This window comes from Pedobacter cryoconitis, assembly GCF_014200605.1.
Lineage (GTDB): Bacteria > Bacteroidota > Bacteroidia > Sphingobacteriales > Sphingobacteriaceae > Pedobacter > Pedobacter cryoconitis_B.
Window position 1 is genome coordinate 327,603 of the sequence record NZ_JACHCE010000005.1, and the last position, 13,724, is coordinate 341,326.

Genomic DNA, 13,724 nt, shown 5'->3' on the forward strand with positions numbered 1-13,724 from the left:
CTATTTTATTCCTTTCTCTTCCATGATCCCATTCAGCCATTTTAAAAGGAAGAATGCGATAACCGCTGAAAAGAGAAGAAGGCTAAAGTTCACCCAAAAGAAATTGGCTTTATTTTCGTAGGTATCCCAGAGCGTAGCCAGAACACCGGATAATTTGTTTCCAATTGAAGTGGCCAGGAACCATCCACCCATCATCAGGGAAGTGATTCTTACCGGGCTTAATTTAGAAACCAGGGAAAGTCCCATAGGACTTAAAAATAATTCTCCGATTGTAATTACACCATAGCCGGCTACAAGCCATAATACAGAAACTTTTTCACTGCCGTTGCTGCCTGAATAAACTGCACCAATCATGACCAGTACTGAAAGTGCTGAAATCAATAAGCCAAATGCAATTTTTGTAGCTGTGCTTGGCTCTCTGTGTCTGTTACGAAGCCAGGTGAAAAATGCAACTACTAATGGGGTCAGTAAAATTACCCATGCCGGATTAATAGACTGGCTTAAGTTTGTTGCCCAAAGTTCAACTTTACCACCTTCTGCAGGAAGTTTATCTGCAGGGATATTTTTAAAGTAAGTAGGATAGTTGTATTCTTTTAACACTACTCCGTCTTTCTTTTGAATACGGAATGCGTTGTCATATAAAGGTATAGAGTCTTTCGAATAAGTGAAGCTTTGTGAGAAATTGAGTTTAGAGAAGGTTTTCTCTGCAATAGGATTTTGTAAATGTCTGTCTGTGTATCGATCAGCCCAGGTAGTTAGTGCTGTTCCATTTTGTTTAAATACTGCCCAAAACAAAATAACCACAGCAAAAATAGTCAGTAATGCTGCAATAGGCCTTTTTTCGTCTTTATCAGCTTTAGCAAGTAAAGAACCATAAAAGTAGATTACCGGTACGCAGGCAAAAATAAAGGCATCGGTAGAAGCAGAGCCAACCAGTGGATGACCCATTAATTTAGTCGGAAGCACCCAGCCAATTACACCTGCAATAACAGAAGGGACCAAAATGACCAATACTATTTTTAAGAAAGACATATCTCCTTCTTTGACGCCTTTTTTAATATCAAAAGCGCTGTAATGCTTCATTCCATAAATAAAAATAGCAACCCCGATAAACATACCTACTCCGGCTGCAATGAAAGCATATCCCCATCCCAGCATAATATACAATGCGGCCCCAAAGAAGTTACAGATAAAGGCACCTATGTTAATACCCATGTAGAAGATATTATAACCTTCATCTTTTTTATCTGAATACTCTGGTGTGGAATAGATATTACCAAGTAAAGTGGAAATATTTGGTTTAAAGAAACCATTTCCTATAATAACTAATGTCATAGATAAATACAGGATTGGCAAACTATGTATTGCCATCATGCAATAACCAATACCCATTAACAAACCACCCAAAATAATGGATTTAGCATAACCTAAATATCTGTCAGCGATTAATCCGCCTAAAAAAGGAGTAAGAAATACAAGCGCTATAAATGTGCCGTAAAGGTCCGCAGATTCGGCCTCGGTCATAGAAAAACCAGCTTTAACGTCTTTTAAATACAGGGTGAAGATCCCTATCATCAGGTAATATCCGAAGCGTTCCCACATCTCGGACAAGAAAAGAAAAGTCAATCCTCTAGGATGCTTTACTTTAATGGTTTCATTCATCAATTTCAAAAATTAGGTGTGTGTTAGCGAAGTGACGCATCGCGCAATATAAGGACATGACCCCGTAATCACAAATTTAAGCCCTATAGAGGCATTATTTTGCTTGTAAGTTAATTTTTTACTGGTATCTCTTTGGGTTTAGGATCTATATAGAAATCGTCCTTTGCATTCGGATCATTCTTTAATTCGATATTTTCTACTAGTTTTAATTGATTACCCACCAAACGGTAACCATCAAAGCTGGAATCAGAAGCATAGTATTCAAAATTTCCTTCCATAGCAGGATCAAAAGGGGCTAAATGATCAAATACAATCATCTGCTCATTTTTATCGAGCCTTAAAGTCATGGAATTAAGTTTATTATATTCAAATACGATTCTGTTTTTTACTTCAGTATTTTTAGGCCCCTGAAAAATTGCCTTTCCGAACTGGAGCTCATCATTTTTAAAAGAAAGTACCTCAATTACCTTTTTAGAGGTTTTATTTGTGTTGCCTTTCCATCCCAGTAAAACATAGGAGGTATTCTGACCACTTACAATCAGAGGTACAATCTCGTAATAGCGGGCACCATACCATTGTTTATTGTTCGTGATCTGATTATTGTCTTTGATCTGATTTGTTTCATCAATCAATGGATATAATTTTAATTTCCCATCTCTTGTTGCCATCTGCACAGTTCCAAAGAAACGATAAGTACCTTCTAATGTGGGGATATACCAGGAGAAAATTTTGAAAGTATTATCTGGTGATTTTACAACAGATATGGTTTGCAGAGAATCAAAACCAAAATCAAATGATGAAGGTGTTTTTAATGCTGTTACAAGCATTTTAATGAATTTTGCATTTTGTGCAAAACGTTCTTCATTAGTAGGCGCTGAAAATAAGGTATGCGTGATGTTAAACAGAGAATCCTGATATTTATTCAACACTTCTGTACTCTGGCTGAGTTGCGCAGAGACATTCGTCACCGCACAACTCAGCCAGAGTAGTATCAAAAAGGGCTTGAAAACCTGTTTCATTAAGCTAATTTTTCAATAACCAATGCACTTGCACCACCACCGCCATTACAAATTCCGGCGACGCCGATTTTACCATTATTCTGATTCAGAACAGCAAGCAGGGTAACTACAATACGGGCTCCGGAAGCACCAAGCGGGTGTCCCATTGCAACTGCGCCGCCATTTACATTTACCTGAGCTTCTGATAATCCCATTTCCTGGTTATTTGCTAATGAAACTACTGAAAAAGCTTCGTTGATCTCGAAGAAATCTACATCAGCAATACTTTTTCCAGCTCTGTGTAAAGCCAGGGGAATAGCTTTGGAAGGTGCAGTGGTAAACCATTCTGGTGCTTGTTGAGCATCTGCATAACTTAGTATACGGGCCAGTGGTTTTAAACCCAGTTCTTTTGCCTTATCGGCACTCATTAAAACCAGTGCTGCTGCACCATCATTTAATGCAGAAGCATTTGCTGCGGTTACTGTACCATCTTTTTTAAATACTGGTTTTAAACCTGGTAGTTTGTCGAAGTTTACTGAGTAAACATCTTCATCTTTATCGACGATAGTAGAATTTCCTTTGCGGTCAATGACTTCAACAGGAACAATTTCTGCATTAAATTTACCATCATTTATTGAAGCCTGAGCTCTTTTATAAGAGTTTACAGCATAATTATCCTGTGCTTCACGAGTGATATTGTAAGTAGCTGCACATAGTTCGGCAGCAGAACCCATATGGTAGTCATTATATACATCCCATAAACCATCCTTAACCAAACCATCTGTTAATTGCCCGTGTCCTAGTCTATAGCCTGTTCTTGCTTTATCAAGGTAATAAGGAACATTACTCATGCTTTCCATTCCACCAGCAACAACAATGTCATTTTGCCCTAAAGAAATACTCTGAGCTGCGAGCATGATCGCTTTGGTACCAGAAGCGCATACTTTATTAATTGTGGTAGCAGGAACATCTGGTAAGCCTGCAAATTTAGCCGCCTGAGTAGCTGGTGCCTGACCTAAGTTAGCAGATAAAACATTGCCCATATATACTTCCTGTACATCTTCAGGTTTAATTCCCGCTTTCTCAACAGCAGCTTTAATGGCAAAACCTCCCAATTGGGTAGCTGTAAAGCCTGACAGCGATCCGCCGAAACTTCCAATTGCTGTTCTTAATGCTGATACGATAACTACTTCTCTCATTTGTCTCTATTAAATTTGGTTATGGGCAAATCTAATAATTTTAAATTTGCTCAGGAAGGTCTTTTTTAAAACCTACAATAAAAAGGCTTTGAACATTCCTTTGGCATACTCGCCCCAATTCTTTAATGCAGCAGTTAAGGTAAGCTTTAGACCCTTGTTATCTGTTGCTTTTCCTTTAACAGGAGGGATAATCTTATTTGTGGCTACTGATCTGTCTGATACTGTTTTAGCAAACCATGTAACATTTTCATGAGGGAGTGCCAATCCTAATATCATTCCAGGTAAACCAGTAAAGGATTCCGGGCCACCCGAAACAGGAATCTGATCAGTATAAAAAGCAACTACATAGATAGAGTCCATAACCAATGCATTGGCCCGGCGGCAATTGAAGCCTGCAATTTCTCTTGTTTCATCGGTTATTTTCCACCTGATTGTTCTTGTACTGTCTTTAACGAGGAAAGTTTCTTCGAAAACTTTTTTCTGGGTAATCTGCTGGCTTGTATTGAGATCTGTATAGGTAATATTGATCTGGGTTACACCAGGGTCTTCACCAAAAAATGGTGCAGCAGGAGAATCATCTGCTATAGGCTTAAATAAAGTAAGCTGATTTGAAAAAGTTAAAGTACTTTTTGCCAGTTTGAATTGAGGCGATGTCTTCTTATATTGTTCAAAAAACTGTGACATATAACCTTCGTTATCTTTGTTAATCCTTTTTTGAATAATTGCATACATATTTGTACTTCTTTCAAATTCTATCTCGCCCTGAGTCGTAAATCTTGAGTTTTGAGCAAGTAAAGAGGTGCTGAAGCCAATGAACAGGCAGGTCAGTATAATTATTGTGCTTTTTTTCATCTATTTATTTTTTTTTGCGGTTCCTCCGCCCATTTTATTAAAATCCCAAACAATTGATGCCATGAAATATCTTTTGATAGTAGTATAACTGGTTTGTGTAAGCATATTTCCATTTGCATTTCTGTTAAAACCAACGTTCTGGTTTAACAGGTCATTGGCAGAAAGAGAAAATTTAAGATTTTCAGATTTCAGGAATTTCCTGCTTATCCTTGCATTGAGAAGCAAGAGATTGAAATCTGAACTAAAGGACTTGGTTTTACCTCTGTACTCATAACTTGCATCAGAACCAATTTCAAATTTACCGGGTAAATAAACAGTAAAATAGCTTTCTCCATTTAATCCCCATCCGTTATCGTTGGTAGACTTTTGTAAAGAAGACTGACTGGTTGTGTAGGTAGGGCCAAAGGATAAACGGCCTTCAAATTTTTTCTCCTGATATTTTGAGATAGATAACTGAGCGGAGTAACTATTAGACTGCGTTTTATTAAGTGAACCGTTGATATAACTGTAATAAGTGTTCCCGTTGGAGTTCAAATTCATTCCAGTATATAAATCCCTGAACTTCAATTTTTGTGAAATCCCTGCATATAGATAGTAATTACTGGTTTGCTTATCAGACAGGTTAGTTGATTTATAAGTGCTTTTTCCAGCAGGATCTGTATCAACACTATTTATTATTGCATTAGATGTGAAATTATAAGCTCCGCCAACATAAATACTCTGACCGCTTAAAACCTTATAAGAGTTATAATTGATATCTATTCTGTTATTGAATGATGATTTCAGATCGGGATTTCCAATTTTGATATTTAAAGGGTCAGTATTGATTAATACGGGCTGAATCTGATCAATGTTAGGTTGTGTTGTATTGCCAGTATAGGCTATATAGAAAACTTTTTGCTGAGAGAATTTATACTGATAACTGGCTTGGGGGTTCCAGTTGATGAAGTTTCTTTTATAGGAGGTGTTATTGATTTCATTTTTTTGATCGAAACTGATATTTGCAATCTTAGTCCCGAAATTGATAATACTTTTGTCTTTTCTATAATTAAAGATTGCTCCTGCAATGTTTGAGACCTGATCCAGCTTATAATTATTACTGTAAAGGGTATCTAAATAGCTATATTTTCCATCAGGGGATTGATTGAAGGATTTTCTGTCTGCACTGCTGTTACTGGTTCCAAATCCATAGTTAACAACTATTGTCAATGTTTTGGATAGGGGTTCTGTATAAGCAAGGTTAGTAGAAAATACAGAAGATTTGATCGTATTTGTTTTGAACTGGTCGATTATCTGACTGCTATCCTTTATACCTTTTGTATTGAAGAAATCATTTTCTGATTTTAAGAATCCGTTACTTTTACTTTCATTTATGGACTGATTAATATTTAATGATAGGGTACGGCCCTTTTTCTTTAATTTTTTAGTCCAGAACAGGCTGGTGTTAAAAATTTTATCGTGGCTATCATTTGATATTTTTCTTGAACTTTTATTCAATAACAAATCATTGGCAGTACTACTGCCTGTATAATTATTCTGTGTATTGCTATTTTTAGCCGTACCATCGGCAGCTACCTTTAAGGTTGAAGTAGAGTCGATTTTGATCTGATAGGTAGCATCAAGTTTCTGTTTAAACAGATAGTTATTGAAATTCTCGTCCGAATTTGAGTTAATAATTCCGGTTGGTAAATTATTCTGGCTTAAGGTGTTTTTTGTTCCGTCTACACTTAATGAGCCAATTTTGTAATTCGCATTGATGGATTCTTTATCACTGTTCCATTTAGAATCATAATGTGCACCTCCGGTTCTGGCAACAGGGATACCTTCGCCATTATATTTTCCATTATAGGAATCGAGTGCATCATTGCCATCGGTTGTAATACTTATCCCGCCATCCTGAAACTGCATATCATTACCTGAACCATATTTACTATTGTCCTGCCATCCCAAGCCTAGTTTTCCATTGTTTCCAAGTGTGCCGTAGGCAGAAAATTTTTGTTTTCCTTTAAAAGCATTGAACATTCCCTGTGCCTGATAAAATTTATCTGTCGCACCACCTAAATCAAGCTTTCCAAAATATCCGTTTTTCTTATCATCTTTTAATTTGATATTGATGGTTTTTTCTTTTTTCCCATCATCTATACCTGTAAAAGCGGCCTGGTCACTTTTTTTATCATATAACTGAACTTTGTCTACCATATCACCTCTGATATTTTTAGTGACCAGTGTAGGGTCATCTCCAAAAAATTCTTCTCCGTCAACCAGCACTTTATTTACCTTCTGGCCCTGAGCCGTTATTTTTCCATCCTTATCGATTTGTATACCAGGTAATTGTTTGAGTAAATCTTCTACTTTGGAGTTTGGCTGTATTTGATAAGCTGAAGCGTTGAACTCTGTCGTATCACCTTTTATTTTTATGGCCGCAGCTTTCCCCTTAATGATTACATCTGCAAGAAGGGTTGCTTTTAGTGTAAGTTTTATTTTACCAAAATCAATACTGTTTTTGGTACTGTCTAAGACAAATGGCTCTACGTAATCTGCATAACCCGGATAGGTAACCAGCAAAAACAACTTCCCTTTTTGAAGTCCTGAAATATTAAAAATACCATTTTCGGCGGCTCTTGTGAATTTTACCAGGGTTGAATCTTTAGTCCGCAGCACACTGACTGTTGCATAGTGTAAGTTAGTGCCGGCTGCGTGATCGGCCACAGTTCCATTAATGGAATATGGGTTTTGTGAAAACGCGCAATGTGAAAAGATACAAAAAACGGCTATTAAAAGTAATTTCATAAACATGTAAGTATAAGACTAATATATAACTAATCTTTTAGTAGTTGTTATGATATGAATGTTAAATAAGGTTAAAGTGTGTTAAATTAACTTTTGGTTTTATTTGTTGGCTATTTTGTCCGTTTAATTTCAGGAATGGTCATAGATTATAAAAGGGTAATGTTAACATCTTTCTACTGGTTATAGGGTCGGAGCTGATTTCTTTCAAAAAAAAATGGCTTTTTTAATGCTGTAAAAACGTTTTTGTATTTTGATAAGTGTAGAATTACACTCAACACCATTGTTGAATTGTAAAAAAGTTTTTAACATTGGATATTAATTAGTTAGGTGTATTTAATGGAATTATTTGAGAATAATATAATGAAAACTGTAGAAAAAATATCATGGAATGAAGACGAGTTATTCAACTATGTTAAAGCAGGGAATAAGGATGCTTTTGAACAACTATACAGAAATCATAGTGTAGGGATTTATTGTAATTTAAGAAAGATGACCAAAAATGATGCGCTCGCTAAAGAGCTTCTTCAGGATGTTTTTATTAAAGTATGGGAAAAGAAAGCAGTACTTAATCCAAAAAAACCTTTTCAATTTTACCTTTTTCGCATAGCACAAAATTCAGTGACTGATTTCTATCGCAGGGTCAGGAGAGATAATCATATGATAGAAAATCTTCGGTTACTTACTTCGGAAATTACGCATCAGCCAATTGAGAGTGTTATTGCAGGAGAAGAAGAGGAACTGATGCTTAAGGCAATGGAGGCACTCCCTCCGCAAAGAAAGAAAATATTTATTCTTTGCAAACTGGAGGGTAAGTCTTATGAAGAAGTCAGTGGTCTTTTAGGAATATCAACCTCTACCATAGGGGATCACATTGTTAAAGGGACTAAATATATTAGAAAACAGCTGATCAAAGCTGGCGATATTCTCCTTTTTTTGGGGTTTTGATTACTGATTTGCACATCAGTTTGTTTCTGGCAAAAAAATAATTTGAAAAAAGATAAAAACAGAGCAGATGAAAATGGGGGGCTGTGCGTCTTTACAATATAGACCACCAGAATAAAGATATTGCTATCAACGCCCGTTGCTCTGGCAAGTTTAGGTAAATAATAGTTAATAAGCCAACCGATGTGCGTGGATGCGACATCGGTTGATTTTTTTTATGCCTTTTAATGCTGATTTAACCCCATAAAGCACATTTATGTATTTTTTTATTTATACTAGTGAAAAGACAATATTTGAAATAAACATCTTTTTGTGTGTGTTTTAACTATAAATGTGTTACAGAATTTTTGAATACATGGCTACAATTTTAAGGTTTTTAAGCATCATAAAAAATTAGACGGAACTTGGAATGTCAAACTTGTAATTTACCACGATAAAAAAAGGTCTTATTCTGATACATCACATTATGTGACTGAAAAGCAGTTAACGAAAAAGTTTGAAATTAAAGATAAAGACCTTATAATAACTATCACTAAAGAGTTGGGATTTATAAAGAGAAAATTGGGAAACTAGGTACTGAATTACAATCTATATCATCTTTAGACATTGTTACTTATTTAATGTCGCTCCCGTAAACTTTGAAAGAATTGATTTCATCTCTTTTGGAAAACAATTGGAATTAGAGTATCGGGCTGATGATAAAAGGTCTACTGCAAATGGTATCAGAATGGTAATTAATAATTTAATAGATTATCAGAAGTCTGAAATTATTTATACGCGAGATATAACAGTGGATTTTCTTAAAGGCTTTGAGAGATACCTTAAAAAGCTCTATGAGCAAATCAGAACAAAGGGTCCAAATGTCAATCAGCTAACGAGGATGCCTGGATTAAAAGAATCGTCAATAGCTACTCAATTCTTTTTATTCAAACTAATATTCAATTCAATTCGTAATAAATATTATGACCAGAATAAGAGTGAGTATAAAATATCCAATTATCCATTTAAGTTATTTAAAATTTCTACCCCAGTTCCAAGTGAAGACGAGAAAAAGGAACTTCCTATTCCATTTATAAAAATTGTAAGAGATTGTAAAACTAGACCGGGTAGTGTTGCTGAATTGGTACAACATATTAATATGTTAAGTTTTTATTTATGCGGACTTAAGGGGAAAGACATCTACAATTTAAATAAAATAAAGAATGGTCGTATTTCATACAATCGTAGTAAAACCGAAGGCAAAAGAAAGGATAATGCTTATATAGGTATCAAGGTAATCCCAGAAGCTGAAATCCTACTTGATAAATATTTGGTTAAAATAAGGACCAGATATAAAAATAGTCATTGCTTACAAAAAGCAATATGCAACGGTAATGTCGCATTAAAAAACCTTATATGTGAGCAATTTCCTGATTCAAAATATTTATCCTATGAATTGCTATTTGGCATATTCAGACATGCATTTGCAGATGAGATCCACAATAAACTGGGTTATAAAATTGCTCAGGTAGGGGAGGCTTTAAATCATGGCTACATAACTATCACCCATAGATACATTAAAAAGAAGTGGGATCTTATTGAAATGCAGGCCGGTGTTGTGGATCTTCTAAGAGAGAAGTAGTCTACATCTCTTGTGACTTAAGCAGTTTCTCTATTCTGCTTTCCGAAAAACAATTAGAGGAGTTATTTCAAGAGAATTCTACACTAACAACTTCTGAATTATAGATATTACTAGAGTTGGTTACGTAGGAGTTTTAATAAATATCTAATCGGCGCATCAGCAATGATGGGCTTTTTTATTTTAGCCCATTCCTTCAATAAAAATGGGATTTAAGGTTTAACTCAAATCCATTTTATTAAAGAAAAATATAACTTTTTATCGGATATTTAAAATCCGTATCACATATGGATTTAGGTATACGATATCCTTGCTTATTCTTTCTGTATTGTTATCTTTCTTTGCTCTGTATATTCTATGTTCTAATGAAATATTAGCATCTTTCAAATTGTTATAGGGAATATCTGAATATAAAGAATAAGCAATATTCAAAGCAGCCTGCATATCTATTAGTGAATTTCCATCATCTTTTTTATATTTCTTAACTGCTGTTTCAGAGTTGTTGGATATTAGAATTGGGACTACTAATCTTAACTTTTTTCTATTGCTCATTAAAGAACTAAAATTTACCGAATTTAATCTTATGTAAGAAGGAAATAATCTGTAAGCTAAATTATCATTAACACTAATTTGTTTGATTTCTGTTTTTCCATTATTGTTTTTAACAAGGTCTATATTAAAATTAAAAGCATAAAGTGCAATGCTGTCTTTGAGTTCAGAACTTTTAAATCCTTTATTGAATATTGAATCTACAGTCTTCAAATAGGCTGTATTTTGCTCTTTCTTAAGGCGGTTTTGTGCATTTGAAAATACTGGTAGAATCGTTACTAAAAAAGAGGTAATGATTAACATTTTAATAAATAATTTCATAATAGAAATGTCGTTAGGTATTCGTAATAAGGTTAAATTTTTAATATTGTGTAAATTATCTTTTATGGACATTTATTACCAGTGTAACCTGGTTTTCTTGTATCTCTTTCCTGGTCATTTATTATAGATGCACTAGGTTCCAGCTGAATAATTCCTGCCTCAGCTAGTGCTAATGCTCTATCCGCTCCGAAATTAGGATTTAATGAAAGTATAGCATCTTTTAAGCCCCTAATATACATATCGTAACCCATAGGCCAGTGTCCTTCATTTTGTACTGCAATTAATCTACCTCCGTTTACATTAATGCCTAGAAATTGTCTTTCAAATTCTGCATCTCCAAGTAGCCTTTTCTTCTCTGAAAAATAAGCATGCAAGCCTTCGTGGTAAAGGGTAACTAAAATATATTCTTTTGTGGAATTTGTTAGAATATCTGGATTTATCCCAACTACATAATTTGAACCACTAGAAGATATTAGTTCTCCGTCTGTTTTAGTACCAGAAATTGATGGTCTTGGTTCAAATGTTAGATTTATTAAATCCTTTTGAGCAAATGTTTTTTGTAGAATTTTTGCAATGTCGTTTTTTAAGGTTGGCAATTGTTCCGCTACGGCTTGTGCACATGGAAATTCTTTTAAGGACACTATAATATCAGAAGGGTTGTTGTTACCTGGATTACCACCGCCACCACCACCCGCCCCTCCTGGTGTGCCTGTACCTCCGCCACCGTCACCGCCACCACCTGTACCTCCGCCCCAACCGCCACCACCGCCTGGATTACCACCATTACCACCACCGCCTACACATACTGTAGTCGTATTAGTAACACAAGTCTCTCCATCACCAGCACCAACACATGCCGTTTCTGTGGCAGTATAACAATCCATGAAGCCATTAACAACTTTATCACCTGGTTTTTTAGAATTAATGATTGTTGGTATCGTTGAGTTTTTAGTTCTGGAGACAACTGAAATATTTGGTGCAAACCAGTTTTCTATAAACATGTGACCACTAAACTTCTTTCCTTTTTCCCAAATTTGATCTGGGATCATTGAAATCATTTCTGCTTTACTTCCATCAAATGCTTTAGAGGTTGTCATAAGTCTTAGATATAAGAGGTTGTCTATACGAGCACCAGGCAGGCCTCCATCTACCAGTGTAATTCTTGCATCAAGTTTAACAGGCACGAATACTGCAATTGTATCACCACTACTTTGTGAAAATGCATTATCCCAATCTAACTTTCTTTTTCCCAATAATTCTTTTGACAGAAATGATTGACCCACATAATTAGGCTCAATAATTTTGGAGTTCTTTTCAAAACTCTCTTTTGCACTAGAAATAGACGTTCCAACTACATCAGATTTACTTTGCGTTTCGGTTTTATCCTTTTTACAGGAAGCATAAGCTAACGTAAGAAAAACTAGTGTGAAAACTAATTTAACTGAGCGATTTTTTAATTTTTTTTCCATACTTAATTTAGATTGCTCAAGTATAGATAATAAGGCGAATGGAATTTTTTTTACTACGTCAAATGTGATTTTATCGTGGTGAATTTTGGGCAAATACGGAAACCCGTAACCATATCCACTAATTAGCCAGTTTTTCAAGCAAGAATAAGATATCCTAATGACTGTAAATATTGGGCTAATTAATGAATTTAGAAGTATAACATTCTTATTAAATTCCTCCTGCGATGATGGGTTTTTTAGTTACTAACAGCTTGTGGTAAAGAGTTTTTGTAAAATAGAATTCCCATTGCAGGTAATTTTGTAATACATCAACTAAAAAGTTGTATTATGAATTTGACGAAGGAAGAATTAGTGGGGTTGGCGGAATCCATAGGAATTGAATATGCTGCATTAATGGCGTTTATTTCTGTTGAGACTGGTGATATTGGCTTTTCAAAAACTACCCCAAATGGTGGATATTTAAAGATAATTACTTGGATATTTACTCCAATGATCCCAGATTTACAATTAAAGGGGTAAGGACTTTGACAGTAAAGCCTAAGCAGCCGGTTCTTGGATTCCAGGCAAGAGCTAAAATTTATTATTCAGATTATTCTTGACCTTCAGCCGGGCCAAGCATAAAACTTAAATTAGATAGATTAGATCTGGAAGGAGATTATCAATTTTACACTAAACAGAAAGGTTGGTCATGGGCAGCTGGCGCTACTTATAATATTGGTGGATTTTGATATATTAGTAACCCAATAATTTGTTAAGACAAATGAATATAAGAATTGTGATTTAAGACTTTTTGTTACAACTGTGTTATAGTTATTTTTATATTTAAATGTAACTAATTGATTGTTAGTTTTTTTTGATTGTTGTCTGTTGGCTTATAGTTAATAAGCCAACCGATGTGCGTGGATGCGACATCGGTTGATTTTTTATACCACTTTAGTAAAGTCTATTGTATAAATTGTATTTGGTGATGAAATCCATTTTCCGTCCTTATTGAACTGCATTCCTTCAGGTTCAGTGGTCCATATCATATGATTATCATTTACTTTGACTGCGTAAATTTCTGGTTCTTTACCCGAAGACTGTATCATATAGAACTCGTTACCTTCATGATGTATCTCGTAGGTGGCTTTAGAAGGAAATACTTCATTATCATTGGATTTCATGTTTTTTCCATCCAGACCAATAACTATATTTAATTCAGTATTCACCTGATCAGGATGTATACTGTTTCCTTTCTTGTCATTAAATACATATTTATCTGAAACAGCTTTCCACTTTCCGATTATTTGCTCACTTATCTGTTCTTTATTGTTCATGTTTAAAT

General features: G+C 34.9%; 11 protein-coding genes. 3 read left to right on the top strand and 8 right to left on the bottom strand.

Going from position 1 to position 13,724, the window contains the following annotated elements; all coding sequences use genetic code 11:
- The 5 genes from HDE68_RS17035 to HDE68_RS17055 all read right to left on the bottom strand — a co-directional run bounded on the left by HDE68_RS17035 (position 1) and on the right by HDE68_RS17055 (position 7,501).
- Entirely contained in the window at positions 1-1,662 is a 1,662-nt protein-coding gene (locus HDE68_RS17035) for a peptide MFS transporter (RefSeq protein ID WP_183883420.1), read from the bottom strand.
- Positions 1,663-1,772: 110 nt separating this feature from the next.
- Positions 1,773-2,681: a hypothetical protein gene (locus HDE68_RS17040; protein WP_183883421.1), complete on the bottom strand. Its 909-nt coding sequence runs from the start codon at positions 2,679-2,681 to the stop codon at positions 1,773-1,775.
- Entirely contained in the window at positions 2,681-3,859 is a 1,179-nt protein-coding gene (locus HDE68_RS17045; protein ID WP_183883422.1) for an acetyl-CoA C-acyltransferase, read from the bottom strand. Before HDE68_RS17045 ends, HDE68_RS17040 begins: the two co-directional genes overlap by 1 nt.
- 72 nt (positions 3,860-3,931) lie before the next feature.
- Complete coding sequence (locus tag HDE68_RS17050; protein WP_183883423.1) at positions 3,932-4,711, bottom strand: GLPGLI family protein; 780 nt, start codon at positions 4,709-4,711, stop codon at positions 3,932-3,934.
- Positions 4,712-7,501: a TonB-dependent receptor gene (locus HDE68_RS17055; RefSeq protein WP_183883424.1), complete on the bottom strand. Its 2,790-nt coding sequence runs from the start codon at positions 7,499-7,501 to the stop codon at positions 4,712-4,714.
- 360 nt (positions 7,502-7,861) lie between these two features.
- Here HDE68_RS17055 and HDE68_RS17060 point away from each other — a divergent pair, with 360 nt between their 5' ends.
- On the top strand, positions 7,862-8,446 hold the full coding sequence (locus HDE68_RS17060) for an RNA polymerase sigma factor (RefSeq protein ID WP_183883425.1): 585 nt from the start codon (positions 7,862-7,864) through the stop codon (positions 8,444-8,446).
- Between the two features lie 652 nt (positions 8,447-9,098).
- The gene (locus HDE68_RS17065; RefSeq protein ID WP_317617708.1) at positions 9,099-10,064 is read left to right on the top strand and encodes a phage integrase SAM-like domain-containing protein; all 966 of its coding nucleotides are present in this window, start codon (positions 9,099-9,101) and stop codon (positions 10,062-10,064) included.
- A gap of 255 nt (positions 10,065-10,319) precedes the next feature.
- Here HDE68_RS17065 and HDE68_RS17070 read toward each other — a convergent pair whose 3' ends face one another.
- Both HDE68_RS17070 and HDE68_RS17075 read right to left on the bottom strand, forming a co-directional pair.
- Complete coding sequence (locus HDE68_RS17070; RefSeq protein ID WP_183883427.1) at positions 10,320-10,931, bottom strand: hypothetical protein; 612 nt, start codon at positions 10,929-10,931, stop codon at positions 10,320-10,322.
- Positions 10,932-10,993: 62 nt separating this feature from the next.
- A complete protein-coding gene (locus HDE68_RS17075) occupies positions 10,994-12,538 on the bottom strand; it encodes a hypothetical protein (RefSeq protein WP_183883428.1) in 1,545 nt (514 codons plus the stop codon).
- Positions 12,539-12,727: 189 nt separating this feature from the next.
- On the opposite strand from HDE68_RS17075, the gene HDE68_RS17080 reads away from it, so the two are divergent.
- The gene (locus HDE68_RS17080) at positions 12,728-12,919 is read left to right on the top strand and encodes a hypothetical protein (protein ID WP_183883429.1); all 192 of its coding nucleotides are present in this window, start codon (positions 12,728-12,730) and stop codon (positions 12,917-12,919) included.
- 404 nt (positions 12,920-13,323) lie between these two features.
- On the opposite strand, the gene HDE68_RS17085 is transcribed toward HDE68_RS17080, so the two are convergent.
- Positions 13,324-13,716, bottom strand: coding sequence for a hypothetical protein (locus HDE68_RS17085; RefSeq protein ID WP_183883430.1), 393 nt, complete (start codon positions 13,714-13,716; stop codon positions 13,324-13,326).
- Positions 13,717-13,724: the final 8 nt, after the last annotated feature.

Bases quoted from the DNA above. Each gene is read 5' to 3' on its own strand.
- HDE68_RS17035 (WP_183883420.1), bottom strand. From the start codon at position 1,662: ATGAATGAAACCATTAAAGTAAAGCATCCTAGAGGATTGACTTTTCTT.
- HDE68_RS17040 (WP_183883421.1), bottom strand. From the start codon at position 2,681: ATGAAACAGGTTTTCAAGCCCTTTTTGATACTACTCTGGCTGAGTTGT.
- HDE68_RS17045 (WP_183883422.1), bottom strand. From the start codon at position 3,859: ATGAGAGAAGTAGTTATCGTATCAGCATTAAGAACAGCAATTGGAAGT.
- HDE68_RS17050 (WP_183883423.1), bottom strand. From the start codon at position 4,711: ATGAAAAAAAGCACAATAATTATACTGACCTGCCTGTTCATTGGCTTC.
- HDE68_RS17055 (WP_183883424.1), bottom strand. From the start codon at position 7,501: ATGAAATTACTTTTAATAGCCGTTTTTTGTATCTTTTCACATTGCGCG.
- HDE68_RS17060 (WP_183883425.1), top strand. From the start codon at position 7,862: ATGAAAACTGTAGAAAAAATATCATGGAATGAAGACGAGTTATTCAAC.
- HDE68_RS17070 (WP_183883427.1), bottom strand. From the start codon at position 10,931: ATGAAATTATTTATTAAAATGTTAATCATTACCTCTTTTTTAGTAACG.
- HDE68_RS17080 (WP_183883429.1), top strand. From the start codon at position 12,728: ATGAATTTGACGAAGGAAGAATTAGTGGGGTTGGCGGAATCCATAGGA.
- HDE68_RS17085 (WP_183883430.1), bottom strand. From the start codon at position 13,716: ATGAACAATAAAGAACAGATAAGTGAGCAAATAATCGGAAAGTGGAAA.